General features: G+C 33.8%; 9 protein-coding genes. 4 read left to right on the top strand and 5 right to left on the bottom strand.

The features are described 5' to 3' along the window. Positions 1–101 precede the first annotated feature (101 nt). A complete protein-coding gene (locus ACFFVB_RS06685; protein WP_382381943.1) occupies positions 102–1,319 on the top strand; it encodes a glycosyltransferase in 1,218 nt (405 codons plus the stop codon). Here the strand turns inward: ACFFVB_RS06685 and ACFFVB_RS06680 are convergent. Genes ACFFVB_RS06680 through ACFFVB_RS06670 form a run of 3 tightly spaced genes read right to left on the bottom strand, consistent with a single transcriptional unit; the run spans position 1,309 to position 7,126 of the window. Then, positions 1,309–2,826 carry a glycoside hydrolase family 2 TIM barrel-domain containing protein gene (locus ACFFVB_RS06680; protein WP_382381942.1) on the bottom strand — a complete coding sequence of 506 codons (1,518 nt, stop codon included), beginning with the start codon at positions 2,824–2,826 and terminating at the stop codon, positions 1,309–1,311. The genes ACFFVB_RS06685 and ACFFVB_RS06680 overlap by 11 nt on opposite strands. Next, the gene (locus tag ACFFVB_RS06675; RefSeq protein ID WP_382381941.1) at positions 2,820–4,037 is read right to left on the bottom strand and encodes a hypothetical protein; all 1,218 of its coding nucleotides are present in this window, start codon (positions 4,035–4,037) and stop codon (positions 2,820–2,822) included. Before ACFFVB_RS06675 ends, ACFFVB_RS06680 begins: the two co-directional genes overlap by 7 nt. Further along, complete coding sequence (locus ACFFVB_RS06670) at positions 4,037–7,126, bottom strand: putative glycosyltransferase family protein (RefSeq protein ID WP_382381940.1); 3,090 nt, start codon at positions 7,124–7,126, stop codon at positions 4,037–4,039. Before ACFFVB_RS06670 ends, ACFFVB_RS06675 begins: the two co-directional genes overlap by 1 nt. Positions 7,127–7,296: 170 nt before the next feature. Between ACFFVB_RS06670 and ACFFVB_RS06665 the strand changes: the two genes are divergently transcribed. After that, a complete protein-coding gene (locus tag ACFFVB_RS06665) occupies positions 7,297–8,475 on the top strand; it encodes a response regulator (protein WP_382381939.1) in 1,179 nt (392 codons plus the stop codon). Positions 8,476–8,907: 432 nt separating this feature from the next. Here ACFFVB_RS06665 and ACFFVB_RS06660 read toward each other — a convergent pair whose 3' ends face one another. Both ACFFVB_RS06660 and galK read right to left on the bottom strand, forming a co-directional pair. Next, on the bottom strand, positions 8,908–9,927 hold the full coding sequence (locus ACFFVB_RS06660) for a UDP-glucose--hexose-1-phosphate uridylyltransferase (protein ID WP_382381938.1): 1,020 nt from the start codon (positions 9,925–9,927) through the stop codon (positions 8,908–8,910). A gap of 20 nt (positions 9,928–9,947) precedes the next feature. After that, positions 9,948–11,099: a galactokinase gene (gene galK / locus ACFFVB_RS06655; protein WP_382381937.1), complete on the bottom strand. Its 1,152-nt coding sequence runs from the start codon at positions 11,097–11,099 to the stop codon at positions 9,948–9,950. A 96-nt stretch (positions 11,100–11,195) separates the two neighbouring features. Between galK and ACFFVB_RS06650 the strand changes: the two genes are divergently transcribed. Beyond that, positions 11,196–11,897 (top strand): NUDIX hydrolase, encoded by a 702-nt coding sequence (locus ACFFVB_RS06650; protein ID WP_382381936.1) that lies wholly within the window; start codon positions 11,196–11,198, stop codon positions 11,895–11,897. Positions 11,898–12,634: 737 nt separating this feature from the next. Then, entirely contained in the window at positions 12,635–15,832 is a 3,198-nt protein-coding gene (lacZ, locus tag ACFFVB_RS06645) for a beta-galactosidase, LacZ type (protein WP_382381935.1), read from the top strand. Positions 15,833–15,959 lie beyond the last annotated feature (127 nt).

The following is a 15,959-nucleotide window of genomic DNA, read 5'->3' as shown; positions in this document are numbered from 1 at the left end:
AGTTACCATTCGTCTACAGTAATTAGCCCGCCAACCGTAATTCAACAAAATCTACATAAAATAATCTCAAATTTGTGATATAATTAAAATTAACTAGTCTCATGAAATTAGCAATAGTAACCGCGTATCCTCCAAGTAAAGTCACCTTAAATGAATATGCATTTCATTTAGTGAAACAATTCAGACAAAAGGAAATGATTACTGAACTGGTTTTACTAACAGATAAAACTGAGGGTAAAAAAGATTTAGAGTTTACAGAGGCCGGTTGTAAAATAACGGTAAAAGAGTGCTGGAAATTTAATAGTTATACAAACCTAATTAACGTGACTAAAGCTATTAATTCGACCAAGCCAGATGCTGTTTTGTTTAATTTACAGTTTATGAAATTTGGTGACAAAAAAATTGCAGCTGCTTTGGGGTTGATGTTGCCTTTGGTTTGTAAAATAAAAAAGATACCTAATATCGTGTTGCTTCATAATATTTTGGAAGAAGTCGATTTGGGAAGTGCTGGTTTTACATCAAATAAAATAATGCAAAAGATTTATGGCTCTATTGGGACTTCGTTAACCAAGTTAATACTGCAAAGCGATATGGTTGCTGTAACCATGCAGAAGTATGTTGATATTTTGGAAATTAAATATTTGTCATTGAATATAAAATTAATACCGCATGGTACTTTCGAGATTCCGGAAGAACCTAATTATAGACTGCCAGAAGGGCCTATGCAAATTATGACCTTTGGAAAGTTTGGAACCTATAAGAAAGTAGAAGGCATGATTGAAGCAGTGGAATTGGTGAGAGCAAAAACGGGTTTAGATTTAGAAGTCGTTATTGCAGGAACAGATAATCCGAATGTACCAGGTTATTTAGACCAAGTGCAAAAAACGTATAAACACGTTCCTAAAGTAAGATTTACGGGTTATGTAGAAGAGCATGAGGTGCCAAAATTATTTAATGAAAGTGCAGTAGTTGTTTTTCCATATACATCAACTACGGGGAGTTCAGGGGTATTGCATCAGGCAGGAAGTTATGGTAAGGCAGTGGTAATGCCAGATTTGGGAGATTTAGCGCTGTTGGTTCAAGACGAAGGTTATGATGGTGAGTTTTTTGATCCCAATAGTATAATAAGTTTAGCGAATGCTATTGAAGCGATAGTAACAAATAGCAATTATAGAATCGGTTTGGGACAAATAAATTACAAAGCTGCCACGGCGCATCCGATGTCGCAAATAGCAGATATGTATTTAGATACTTTTAAAACGATAATCGAACAAAAGAATATTTTAAAAGATAACAAAGCCGAAAAAATTATGGTTTAGCCATGTATCTAAAAGCGGGTTTTCGTTCTCCGTTTTGCTTAATAAAACCAAAATGTTCCTGAATATTTTTTCTCCAAGGAAGTCGTCCAACGACTTCTTTTGGTATTTCTGTAAAGTCGTAAAGCGTCCAAGACATAAATTCTAGGTTATTGTCTGCAATAATATCCTGGATTTTTTTATGATAATTTGCTTGGTCTTCTTCCGAAGATCCGAAGGGTTTCCAGAGTCCGCTATAAGAAGATATGCCATATTCTTGTAATACTAATTTTTTGTTAGGGATGTTCTTTTTTAACGTTTTTATGGCTGTATCCAACTCATTTATATCTTCGTAATAATGAAAGGAAACCAAGTCGACTTTATCTTTTAAAATAGAAGCACTTGCTGTGTTAGACCACCCGATAGTTACCGGGTGTATAGAGTCGGTAGACCTCACTAAATGAATCATGGCATCTAGCCAAGCCACGACATTGGATTTACCTCGCGATTCAAAATCGAGATTAGGCTCGTTTTTAATATCCCAAGCAACAATAGCATTGTGATTTTTAAATGTATCTACAATAGTACTGGCATGGCGTTGGTTTAAGGTCCAATCCATAACGGAATAATCTCCATAGAAATCAAACAGTGTGAGTACTACTTTCAAACGCTGAGCTTCTGCTATATCTAACGTCTGTTTTAATTTTTCTAGTTTCTTGGGTTTTACTTCTGCTTTTCCAAAATCTTCATACTGAACAAATATTCGGACTGTATTTAAACCTGCCTGTTTTATAATTTTAAAGTCATTTGTAATAATGTCTTTAGAGAATTTATCGCCAAACATATTCCATGGTGTATCTTTAGGATAGTAGTTAATGCCCTTAATACTCAGGTTATTTGTTTCAATTTTTGATATTTTTGCTTTAAAAGGCATTTGGCTTTCTTTAATCAAATGGCGAATGCGCCAAAAGCCATCTTCTAACAAAAACACGATTTTATAAGTAGCGGTTTCTGTAGTTTCTAAAATAGGTTCATTGTCTTTAAATATCCGCTTATATTCCACAACATCCCGGTCTGTAATCACTGCTAATTGCCCGTCTTCACTAAAAAAATCTAAGGTTGGATTATGGCTTAATGTTGTCGCTTCAATCGTAATATTTTGGTCTTTATTTAACGCTATAAAATCGCACAAATGTGTTCTGGCACTGTCTGTATAATAATCTTTTATGCCAGCTGTTTTATTGGTTTTATAAGCTATGTGTTTTACATACCAAGCGTCTAAATAATCGTTTTGTAAGGCTATTAAATTCTGGCTATCCATGTGCCGTCCTTCGTTTTGTAAGGGAGTCCAAGTTAGTTTTGGTGTGTATTGTGCTACCTTTTGTATTTCGGTATGTAGCATGCTACTTCTGTCGGCACCCGTATTTAGATAACTAAAAAGGGCGCTTATGCCAGAAAGTATTAAAGCAATAATCATAATGTATGAGAGGATTATAATGGATCGGAGTATGTTTTTGTTAAGACCTACCATAGTTTTTTGTCATTAAATGTTTTGTCTATTCCTGCGGTTTCAACTCGGAATGTATACGTTTCGTTGGCATAGATTGCGGGTTTTAAATGAAAATTAATATAACCATTAAACGATGTTTTAGTGATGCGATGTACAAGCGTATCCTCTTTATAAATTAATAAATTAACTTGTAATCCATCAGGAATCATTTGTTGCATAAAACTTTGTAAAGGACCAACTAAAATATCGCGATTATGATTGGAAAATGCAACTTCAAAATCTTCGATAACACTTTGGTAGTTTACGGTTAATGTCTGACTTTCGGACATGCCATCTACAGCTGCTTTGACCTGCCACTGGTCTTTAAAATCTGGATGAATCATCTTAGCATGTGCAACACCTGAAATTGTAGTTCCTGTAGTTTTAAGAATATTTCCAGCGTCGTTGGTAATAAAAAAGGTGACAAAAGTCCCATCGCTAACCAGATTATCGTGTTTGTCTTTTAATACGGACGTACTAAATGTTGTAATCTGATTGCCATCGGCATAAACATGTGGGCGTTTGGCAGAAATGGTGAAATCTGTAGGAATAGCAGCCCAAACATTAATGGTGAATTCTTTACTGTTAATGCCTAAACTTTCCGAAGAAACTAAAATCCGTCCACTGTCATTTTTAGAATATATATTTTTATAAGCGATTATATTATTTGTAAAAATGGGGTCTTGTTCCTCGGTGTTTAAAAATTGATATTTTGCATTAACTACCGTGTTTTTCGGCACAGGGTTGTCTAAAGAGTCTGTTGGAATAATAACCAACATGGCATAATCTGTACCTCCAGCCTCAATACTCGGCGGACCAATATAGGTCTCCATAGTAGCGACTTCGGCTTTCGGATTTACATGAAATTGCCCAGATATTGAATCGTGATCTGTCAATAAGGTCCATTGCACCACACCAATTTTATTACATATGTTTTTCGGAATTATATACTGAAGCTTGTCGTCTTTAAAACGAGAAGATACCAACGTCGATCCAAAACTGCTTGTACAATAGAGTAGTGGTGTTTTTTGTCGTGAAGCTGTGAATTCTAGAATTACAGGTGTGCCTACTTCATACTGTGTAGATGTTGTTAATAGGCGCATAATTGTATCGGTCGCTTGTTCTTGCACTATAGCGAACGATGATAATAATATCAGTCCTAAAAAGAGTATGTATGTCCGTTTCAAAAGCATTAATGGGGGTTTCCTAAATAGGTGTTCAATTCTATTTTAATATAACTAAAATCTGGATGATTTATCGGTTGTAAGTGTTCGTTATTATGATTTATAATTCTTTGAGGTACAATTTTAGAAGCTATTGCAGCATTGGGCAAACCATTTACAAAAATATTAGACATGTCTGTATTTATTATTTCTGTTGGTCCTGCTTTTAAGATGTGGTACTCAAAATCTTGTTTTCGTTGCTGTCTTATGCCTGCTTTTACAAATAAGTGATCGACCCAAACCATGTTTTTGTTGGCGTCGTAATAGGTAATTAGAAGCTGAGGTATTGTTATTTCCTGAATCCCACTATTAAAGAGGTTACCGTGTATGGTTTCATTATTAACTGTTAGTGCACTAAGTACGCCTTTTTTATATAAATCAGATCCTGTAACATTTCCAGCCACTTGCAGGTTAAATTTGGTAGGTTGCTCTTCAAACGCTACGGGCGTAAATTCATCAGGATTAAAGGTTTCTGGAATAGAATCTTGTGTTTTGGACCAAGCAATTCCTTCAAAGTTAATTCGGAAACTACTTGACTCTTTTGGCATTAATTTATGTTTAACATGATATTTTGCATTGTAGGTTGCCAGTTGTTTATTAGCGTTGTTGTATAACGTTCCTTTTAAAACCACATCGGCAGGGACGTTATCTATATTCTGAATTTCTCCAATAATGGCATAACTCCCGTTGTAATGTACCAATTTAGCCGAAACGACTTCTAAAACGGGTTGTTTTAATATGTCTTCGTGATGCGTTTGTTCTGTGGTAATACGGCGCCTACCCTGATTGTAATAGGTTGTAGCTTGATCTGAATACAATTGATCTGGTGGCAAATCATGATTTAAATCGTCGGCATGTAAATACCATTTGCCTTTACGTTTGGATAAGGATTTATAATCTACTTTTTCAATCTTTTCTAGTGGTGTAATCCATTGCGTGATTACTTTTGCAGACACGGTACTATCGTTTAGCGGGGTGATTTCAGTTGTAATAGCGTCCATTTTCGCATAACTACTAAGTAAGCCATCTGTAACCGAGATTTCTAGCATATATTGTGCTATTGGCATGTCGTTTTCGGGATCGATTAAATTGTGCGCTTTTTCGAAATTTTTAAAATCGAGGGCATCATAATAGGTTATAATGGCTTGTTCAGGACTGCGTTGGGTGTCATTCTTTAAGTAAAATATATAGAGGCCATAACAAACTACACTGGCTAATAACAGAGACCATAAGTGTGTTATGCGTAGCACTGTCCTATTAAATTTAGTATAGGATATAGGGAATTTTAAAAAATCAGGAAGGGGTTTAAAACGTGTTTTTAGCATGTTTATCCAAAACATCTGTATGTTTAAAATAAAGGCTATCAGAACGGTTAAAAAAGGAACGATGCCCCAGTGGATTTTTAACCATTGCGCCACATCTTCTTTTGGTAATATAGAGGATACTGGAGGAATATTTAAACGTTCCCAAACCATAATGCCATTTTCTAATTGTCGCAAGCGTTGCCACCCACAGAAATATAAAATAGGATCGTAAAATTTATCGTTAGAAAAAATGTATTTGAGATTGTATTTTTCTGGTGTGGTTAAAAACTGCTGTAGGGAACCAATCCCAGCAACACCTTTAAATTTTGAATTCTCTAAGCGTTCTATGGGGCGGGTGGTTAACTCCGGAAGGCGTCGTGCCGAATGGTAATTACCATCTACTGTCATCGCATTTGTTTGTGCACTTAACCACGCCATTTGGTCACCAAAACCAAGCGTTAAAAAGCGCCATTTATCATGATCGTCTTGATTTAAGAAATTCACGATAGGAAGCATTTTTATTTTCTGTGGCTGTGAGGGTCTAAAATAATTTAAACTCATAGTAAATACCACCATAAAAACCATAAGTCCTGCTAGAATACCACCAGCAATCCTGTGGTAAATAGCTCCGAATTTTGCTTGAATTAACGTTTTTAAATCGCCTTCTACAAAGCGATAGGCAAATTCTCCCATCATGGGAATAGATAAGATTGAGGCCCAAAGTGTAAACCGGTCTAATGTTAATATATTAAAAGCGGTTTCTCCTAACATTTTTAACGGAATAGATGTGGTTCCTCCGGTACCTAATATGGTGCAAATGGTAACCGATAATCCGAAAAAGAGATAACGTTTACTATAATACCTGTAAAATATATAAGGTAATAGCACCAATAAAATACCCCAAGGAATTAAAAAGAAAACCAATCCAGAGGATGTAACCTCAAGAAAATTGTCTCGCGATCCATGCGGAATAGGCACTTGAGTAATGGGGTTTGCTTTCGAGTTTAACCAATACGGCAGAATACATCCTATAATTAAAACCAGTGATAAAAGACCAAAGCTTAAAATGCGTTTAACGAGCTTTAAAAAACTATTTAAAAACAATTTAAAAGTCACCGCTTTCATACTATCAACCTGCTCGCGAGATACATCCATAATGACCATCCCAATTAAAGGGAAGATGAAAAATATCATTCCAAAAATGGGAGTGACATGGTGAGACGTCACGGTAACAGCAATTAAAGATAGTGAGGTTGCTAAGTACCAGCGTTTACCCGTTTTTAGCCAAAGGTAAATCTCTGGCAAGGAATGCATTAATACGGAAACACCAATAATACTAGGTAGTTGACCAAAAAGGTGTAGGGTTTCTATAAATGACGATGAAAATACAGCCAGAATAGTGGCATAACCAGCTATCGTTTTGTTAGCTGTCATCATTAAAGAAAAACGATAAACACCAGTAATAAATAAGACAATAGCTATTAGTGCTACACTAAACATCCCAAATTTTAAACCTCCAATTAAAGACAATAGCGCTATAGATTGATGTACTAAAGGCGGATAGCTCTGTACTGTAAATCCGGTGTACCACTTATAATTCCAGGGTTCAAACCAACTGTGTGCATAATGATCTGCAAAAAACAGATGTATTAACGCATCATAAGTGGTTTCCAATGTGAAAAATATGGCACTACCATGAAAAGCAAGTCCTAAAAGGATGGCTACAATTAAGTATTTGTTTGAGGTTTCTTTCATTGAATTATCAGTACGGTAAAGATAAATAAATTAAGTAGGGCTTTCTTTTTTAATTATCTATAGCAATCTACCATTCATCGATACAAGAGCATCGGTTAAACTAAAATAGATTTTTCAGGGTAACTTCTAAGGTACTTTTGGAGTATCAAAAATTAATAAAACAAGGTATTATGAAAATTTTAGCCATAGACGATCAGCAACTCGTTTTACTTCCATTGCAAAAGCGCTTAACTGAATTGGGTTATGAGGTGAAAATAGAAGTCGATGGACAAAAGGGAATAGCCGCTTATAATATATTTATTCCAGATTTAGTTATTGTAGATATTAATATGCCTTTTGTTTCTGGATTGGATATTGTAAAACATATAAGACAATCTAATAATGCCGAGACACCCATAATGGTGTTGTCCGGAAATACTACAGATGATACGATTACAGAAGGTTTCGATTTAGGGATAAACGATTATATGAAAAAACCGCTAAGTCTTAATGAAATCAGCGCGCGTGTAAAACGTTTAATTGGAGCTCCAGAAGTCCAAGACACGGTATCTGTAAGCAATGTTGTCATTCAGGAGCGTTGTGTAGGTGTTGTTATTCCGTGTTATAATGAGGAAGAACGGTTATTAAGTGAAGAATTTACTAACTATATAGATAAGCATTCTGGATATCATTTATGCTTTGTAAACGATGGCAGTAAAGATAAAACTCTAGAAGTCCTTTATAACTTGCAAAAAGGGAGAGAAGATTTTATAACGGTGTACGATTGCGAAAAGAACGGCGGAAAAGCAGAAGCTGTGCGTCTAGGAATGTTGTTTATGGCTAAGAAAGCAGATTTAGATTATATCGGTTTTTTAGATGCTGATTTGTCTACAGACTTAGCCGATTTTGATGATTTAGTGAAAACCATTGAAACCTCCGATTTTAAAATTGTAAGTGGCTCTAGAATTTCTAGAATGGGTGCGAATATTACCAAAGAATCTGCTCGAAAAATAATTAGCTTAAGCATTAATTTCATCATCAGGAACATATTAAAGATGGATTTTAAAGACACGCAATGTGGTGCTAAAATCTTTAGTAAAGATGTTATAGAAGTCGCTTTCGGCGAAAAATTTGTTACGCAGTGGATTTTCGATGTCGAAATCTTTAAACGTATGAGTCAGTATTTCGGATTACAACAAGCGAAGGCCATGCTGTGTGAGCAACCGCTTAAGCGCTGGATTCATGCCGATGGTTCTAAATTATCTATGAAAGATTCTGTGAAAATTATATTTCAATTGGGAGAAATAGCTTGGGTATACCGAAAAGTTAAGACTCCAATTTCTAAAAAAACAGTATTACAAACGACTTAATCCCTAAGATTAATAGACGTGATTTGGAAAGAGGATGAGTAGTTGTTTTAGGGGGCATATATTTATGTCGAATCTAAACATTCAAGACTACTTTAATCTGTCTAGAGCTGGTCGGACGATACGGTATTGAGAACGACACTTTATCATTTAGTGGCGGTGCTATCTCCTGGTTTTATCTCATAACTGTACTCGTTTAATAATCTCAGATTAATGTTAATCTGAGATTTTTTTTGTTTAAATATTTAGGCTAAGGAAACTAGCTGGTTAATTAAACGTAGATGCTAATAAAAAACAGAGTACACTTTGTTTTTAGTAAAGAAGATGTTTTTTTGGAAAAGAAAATAAGAATTTTAAAATTTAAATTCCATCTGATTTAAAGTGATGCTTAAATCAGATGGAATGTATAGTGTTTTTTACTTTAAGTTAAATTAGTTACACTAAATTTTTAAGAGTAGTTGCGGCCCATTCCGGTGTGATATCTCGTTGTGGAGATCCGAACATTTCATAACCCACCATAAATTTCTTAACGGTTGCACTACGTAATAATGGAGGATAAAAACTCATATGCCAATGCCAGTGAGAATGATCCGTATCATTTGTAGGCGCTTGATGAATTCCACTAGAATAAGGGAATGATATGTTGAATAATTTATCGTAAACTTTAGTAATTACTGAAATGGCATCAGCAAATAATTCTGTTTCTTTATCCGTCATCTCTAAAATACTTTCTTGAGCTATTTTAGGAACAATCATAGTTTCAAAAGGCCAGATAGCCCAAAACGGAACAAGAATAACAAAAGCATCATTTTCATATATAATACGCTCTTTAATTTCAAATTCTTGCTTTAGATAGTCACTTAATAAAGTCGATTTATTAGTGTTGTAATAAGTTAATTGTTGAGTGTCTTTTTTAGATGCTTCGTTAGGAAGTGTTGATTGACTCCAAATTTGACCGTGAGGATGTGGGTTACTACATCCCATAATAGCGCCTTTATTTTCGAAAATTTGGACGTATTTAATCATATCCATTGCTCCTAAAGTTTTATACTCGTTTTGCCACGTTTTAACCACTTTATTAATGTCTGGAACAGACATGTTTGCTAAACTCTTAGAGTGATCTGGGCTAAAACAAATAACTTTACAAACACCTTGTTCACTTTGTGCCTGCAATAATCCTTCGTTTACCGTAAAGGTTTCAGAGTCTTTTTGAAGTGCAGCAAAATCGTTCGTAAATACAAATACATCTGTGTAATCCGGATTAATTTCTCCATTTGCACGGGTGTTTCCAGCACATAAATAACAACTTTCGTCGTGAGATGGTCTTTGTTCGTTAGCAACTTCCTCGTTTTGGCCTTGCCAAGGGCGTTTAGCGCGATGTGGAGAAACTAATACCCATTCTCCTGTTAATATATTGAAACGTTTATGCGAGTAATCTTGAATATTGTTTGTCATTATAGATACAGTTTATGGAATTAAATTTGAACTAAGTGAGTTCCTTCAGATAGGTTAACATTGTAAAAAGAGCAGTCTTTGTTAAAAGCTTCTTTATATATTTTTGAGATTGTTTTTTGAACAGTTTCTAATGCCGATTTTTTTACCATGTTAATGGTGCAACCACCAAATCCGCCGCCCATCATGCGTGCTCCAATAATGTTTTCATTATTTTTTGCAAAATCGACTAGGAAATCTAGTTCAGGGCAACTTACGTGATATTGATTTTGCAAGCCATCGTGTGACGCAAACAGTAAAGCTCCTAAACGCTCTAATTCATTAGCTTTCATGGCGTCAACAGCTTCTAGAGCACGATTGTTTTCTTGAATAACATAAAGTGCCTTTTGATAATCATCTTCAGTAAGTTTAGATTTTATTTTTAATAAATCCGCTTCCGTAGCATCTCTCAAGGCGTCAATTTTAAGGTGTTTGCTAACGGTTTCACAAACCTGTCTTCTGTCGTTATAAGCGGCTTCAGACAAATCATGTTTTACATTCGTATTTACTAAAAGTAATTGATAATCATGTAAGTCTATAAAAAAAGGAGTAGCTTCTTGGGTTCTACAGTCTAAAAGTAAGGCATGATCTTTTTGTCCGAACATACTTGCATATTGATCCATTATACCACAACGTACACCTGCAAAATTATGTTCCGCTTGTTGTGAAACTAAAATCATTTCAGATTTTGTTAAGCCTAATTTAAATAATTCATTTAAGCCAAACACCACACTGTTTTCTAATGCTGCAGAAGAGGAAAGACCTGCGCCTTCAGGAATATTACCTCCAAACACAATATTAAATGCCGGTACTGTAATTCCTTTTTTCTGGATTTCTGCAACAACACCAATAACGTAATTTCTCCAGCCACCGTTTTGTAAAGGAGTAATATTATCTAAAGAAAATTCGTAAGAGTCATTTAAATCATATGCATGGGCAATACAAGTGTTCGTTTCAGATTTTTGAATGGCCGCTGCAATACCTTGATCTATAGCGGCAGGGAATACAAAACCATCATTATAATCTGTATGTTCACCAATAACATTGATTCTTCCAGGAGAAAATACTAATATTGGATCCTGTTTAAATGTGTCTATAAACGCTTTGGAGATGTTTTCTATTAACGGATTTTTCATTGGTGAAGGTGTATATTAGTTAAATGTTTTTAAATTTTGATAAAAATAATAAAAGTAAATTATACTTTTATTATTTTTAACGTATTATTTTTAATTATGATAAAACAAAAAATAGATTATTACGCATCTCATGATAAAATGTACGTGGCTTCAGATTGCATTGTTTTTGGATTTGATGAAGGAGAACTAAAGCTTCTTATTTTTAAAAGACGTGTAGAACCTGATAAAGGTGATTGGTCTTTAATTGGAAGTTTTTTAGAATTGGATGAAGATGACGATACAGCATCAAGACGCGTTTTAAAACAGATTACAGGTCTAGATAACGTTTTTTTAGAACCGTTAAAAACATACACAAATGTAAATAGAGATAAGGGTTCACGCTGTATTTCTATAGCTAAATATGCTTTGATTCGAATTGATGCTTATGATAAAGAATTGGTAGAAAAGCATGGTGCGTTTTGGTATAGATTGCATGATTTGCCAGATTTAACTTTAGATCATTCCGTTATGGTTAAGGATGCTTTAGAAGAACTAAAACGTAAAGCTAAATATCAGCCTATCGGTTTTAAATTACTTCCTGAAAAGTTTACAATCCCTCAAATGCAAAATTTGTATGAGGCCATTTTTCAAAGGAGTATGGATGCTGGGAATTTCAGAAAGAAGGTTTTATCATTAAAAGTTTTAGAAAAATTGGATGAAAAAGATAAAACAAATTCTAAACGCGGTGCTTTTCTGTATAAATTTAACTCTAAAAATTATCAGAAATTATTAAATTCAGGCTATAATTTTGAAATATAGATAGATGGAGTCTTTAATTATATAACGATTCAATATGTTTAGTGTTTTTTAAAATAAAGGTTTTTTTTACTTTTATTATGGTTTAATCACTTATTGAATTTAGGTTCTTGTTTTGCGGGAATAATCTAATTGAGCTCAAGATATTAGTTTTTTATTTTTTGAATTTGAATATAATATTTTCCTAAGTCTAACAGTTCTAGTTCTGATGCATTATCACGTTCTTAAAGGAGGTGCTTTCGCGTTAATAAGTTTATTCTATAAAAAATATTTTGGTCCACGTGTTGTTTCAGTTTTAGGTTTTAATTTGATGGTTAGTTGTTAGAGACTTTATAAAATTGAAAATTATATTTAAGATTAAATCACAGCCTTTTTTTTGTAAATACTTGGAGAAGTGTTTCTGGATGGTGATTTTGCTACTTGAAATTGTTAATATTAAGTTGAATAAGGAGTCTTGTTTTTATATATAATAATGCTCTAATTTTTAAGAGTAGTTTATACTGTGAATGTTGCAAAAGCCTATTGTTATTGGTCATTACAGGGTATGCAACATTTTTGCCCCCTATATGATATTTGTGTTTTACGAAAAGGTTTTAAATTTCGGAATCAAATTAAAAGATATTGAATTAGTGTTCCGTACTTTATAGTAAATGAAATGTATGTGAGTCTTATATTGGCTCCGTTTTTTTAGTTTTAAATAAGTTGAAAACAGATAATTGAATACCTATAAAATCATGACAATGAATAAATTTTTTTACTTACTATTAGTTTCTGTGTTGATTTTTTCTTGTGAAAAATCATTAGAAAGTCCTGTTTATGTTGCAGAGAAATGGGAGAACCCTGAATGGGAAAACCCTGAAATTTTTCAAATAAATAGAGAAGAGCCAACAGCCTCTTTCTATAGATATGCATCAGCTAGTGAAGCTGTGGAAAATCAAGATTGGAAAAATTCATCATTGTATCAATCTTTAAATGGTAATTGGAATTTTTATTATGCAGATAGTGTTTCTGCACGTCCAACAGATTTTTATAAAAACGATTTTAGTTTAGATGGTTGGGATATTATTAAAGTGCCATCAAATTGGGAAATGCAAGGTTTTGGAATCCCTGTTTACACAAATAGAACATATATGTTTCCTCCAAATCCGCCATTTATTCCTCATAATATAAATAGTGTAGGGAGTTATAAAAAGGATTTCGAAATTTCAGAAGACTGGGATGGTAAAGATGTATATCTGCATTTCGCAGGTGTAAGTGGTGCAATGTATGTTTGGGTAAATGGGCAAAAAATAGGGTATAACGAAGGAAGTAAGACGGCAGCAGAATATAAGATTTCAGATGTGGTTAAGGCAGGAAAAAATAGTATTTCTGTTCAGGTATTACGTTGGTCTGATGCTAGCTATATGGAAGATCAAGATTTCTGGAGATTAAGTGGTATCGAGCGCGATGTGTATGTTTATACTGTTAATAAAGTAACTGTTAGAGATTTTAGAGTGGTTTCCGATTTAGAAAATAATTATACCGATGGTGTATTTAAAACGGGTTTACAGGTTGATAACAATACGGATAAAGATGTTTCAAGGACTGTAGAAGTTAAATTAATGGATGGTTCAGAATCTGTGTTTTCAGGATCCAGAACAGTTACATTAAAACCTGGACGTAATACAGTAGATTTTGGTCAAGTAATAAAGAATGTAAAAACATGGAATGCAGAATATCCTAATCTTTACACCTTACTAATCGACTTAAAAGGTGACAACAATAATACAGATGAGGCTACTGCAATTAAAGTTGGTTTTAGAAATATTAAAATAGAAAACAATCAATTTTTAGTAAATGGGATGCCTGTATTATTAAAAGGAGCTAATCTTCATGACCATAGTGAGACAGAAGGTCATACTATTTCTGAAGATTTAACAATGAAAGATTTAGAAGTTATGAAGCAAAATAACTTAAATGCGATCCGTTGTAGTCATTATCCTAAAGATCCTCACTTCTATAGAATGTGTGATAAATATGGATTCTATGTTGTTGATGAGGCGAATATTGAAACACATGGTATGGGAACTACAAACCAAGGGTTAGATAAAAACTTAAAACACCAAGCAGTACACCCAGCATATTTACCAGAATGGAAAGAAATGCATATGGACAGGACGATTAGAATGTTTGAGCGTGATAAAAACTTTCCAAGTATTGTAACATGGTCGTTAGGGAATGAAGCCGGAAACGGAGATAACTTTTTTGCAACTTATAAATGGTTAAAAGATAACGATACAACACGTCCAACGCAATATGAAGGCGCAACTAATTATGCTAATACAGACATTCAAGCGCCTATGTATTGGACTGTAGATAGAATGATTAAATACGCCGAAAATAATCCTACAAGACCTTTAATCCAGTGTGAATATGCACATGCTATGGGGAATAGTGTTGGTAACTTACAAAAATATTGGGATGTTATCGAGAAGTACGATGTTATGCAAGGTGGATTTATTTGGGATTGGGTAGACCAAGGTATGTTAACAAAAAATGAAGATGGTGAAGCATATTGGGCATATGGTGGAGATCTTGGAGGACATGATTTACAAAACGATGTTAACTTTTGTTTGAATGGAATTGTTAATCCAGACAGAACAGCACATCCTGCTTTATATGAAGTTAAAAAAGTATACCAATACATTAAATTTAAACCTTCAAACTTAAAAAAAGGAGAAATTGAAATTAAAAACATCTATGATTTTACAAATTTAAGTGCATATAAATTCACTTGGGTATTATTAGAAAATGGAAAAGAGAAGGCAAAAGGCGATATGTCAAATTTAGATATGGCACCTTACACGACTCAAATAGTGAAGATTGATTTACCAGAATTAGAAGATGAAACGGCAGAGTATCATCTAAATGTTTATGCATTAAATCAGGCTAAAACAGATTTGATGCCTGTCGGACATGAAGTTGCTTATGAGCAATTTCAATTAACAGAGCCAAGATTTAAAACAAGCACATCTAAATCTGATATTGATATTGCAATTGTTTCAGAAAATAATACGACTACAATATCTAATGCAAATTTCGAGTTGAAATTAGATACTAAAACAGGAAAATTGACTGCCTTAGATTATGGTAATGGAAATATACTAGTTGAAAGTATTACACCTAATTTTTGGAGAGGAGTTACAGATAATGATTTTGGAGCTAAATCGCCAGAAAAATTAGATGCTTGGAAACAAGCTACAGATTCTCAACAATTACAAACAGTGAAGTTGTTTAATAATTCTAAAGAAATTTCAGCTTCTGAAGCTTCAAGCGTAAAAGGTGATGTAGTTATTGAAACTGTTTACGATTTACCATCAGTAAAAGGACAAATTGTTATTGTATATGATATTGATGCTCATGGTGAAATTACAGTTAAAAATTCATTAAAAAGCATCGCTGAATCATTACCACATTTACCAAGATTTGGGAATAACTTTATTATAAAAGATGAATATCAAAACGTAGAGTGGTTTGGAAGAGGCCCTTTTGAAAATTACAACGACAGAAATACAGCGGCGTTAGTCGGTGATTATAAAGCAAAAGTAAAAGACTTGTACTTCCCATACATACGTCCGCAAGAGAATGGATACAAAACAGATGTGCGCTGGGTATCTTTTAAAAACAATGCAGGAGTAGGTATTAAAATAGAAGGAGAGCAGTTGTTAGGTTTTAATACACACCATCAATATAACGGTGATTTTGATGCAGGGAAAGAAAAGCAGCAACGTCATACAACGGATATTAAGAAAAGAGATTTTGTAAATGTCAATATCGATTATAAGCAAACAGGTATTGGTGGAGATAATAGCTGGAGTGAGAAAGCTTTAGCACACGAAGAGTTTAGAGTTCATGCAGGTAATTTAGAATATACATACCGTATTATTCCTGTGAAATAGTCATTCTGTTTTTTTTAAGAGCTCCTCTTATTGCAAGAGGACTCTTTTTTTTTATTCCTTAAAACTATAAAAAATGATCAGAAAAGACTTTTTAAAACTTTCATTAGTAGCTGGAGCATGAACGATG

This window comes from Formosa undariae, assembly GCF_042427615.1.
GTDB lineage: Bacteria > Bacteroidota > Bacteroidia > Flavobacteriales > Flavobacteriaceae > Formosa > Formosa undariae.
The sequence above is the reverse complement of the archived record's forward strand: the minus strand, read 5'-3'. Positions and strand labels throughout refer to the sequence as shown.

Coding starts and splice junctions, on each gene's coding strand:
- ACFFVB_RS06685 (WP_382381943.1), top strand. CDS start 102: ATGAAATTAGCAATAGTAACCGCGTATCCTCCAAGTAAAGTCACCTTA.
- ACFFVB_RS06680 (WP_382381942.1), bottom strand. CDS start 2,826: ATGGTAGGTCTTAACAAAAACATACTCCGATCCATTATAATCCTCTCA.
- ACFFVB_RS06675 (WP_382381941.1), bottom strand. CDS start 4,037: ATGCTTTTGAAACGGACATACATACTCTTTTTAGGACTGATATTATTA.
- ACFFVB_RS06670 (WP_382381940.1), bottom strand. CDS start 7,126: ATGAAAGAAACCTCAAACAAATACTTAATTGTAGCCATCCTTTTAGGA.
- ACFFVB_RS06665 (WP_382381939.1), top strand. CDS start 7,297: ATGAAAATTTTAGCCATAGACGATCAGCAACTCGTTTTACTTCCATTG.
- ACFFVB_RS06660 (WP_382381938.1), bottom strand. CDS start 9,927: ATGACAAACAATATTCAAGATTACTCGCATAAACGTTTCAATATATTA.
- galK (WP_382381937.1), bottom strand. CDS start 11,099: ATGAAAAATCCGTTAATAGAAAACATCTCCAAAGCGTTTATAGACACA.
- ACFFVB_RS06650 (WP_382381936.1), top strand. CDS start 11,196: ATGATAAAACAAAAAATAGATTATTACGCATCTCATGATAAAATGTAC.
- lacZ (WP_382381935.1), top strand. CDS start 12,635: ATGAATAAATTTTTTTACTTACTATTAGTTTCTGTGTTGATTTTTTCT.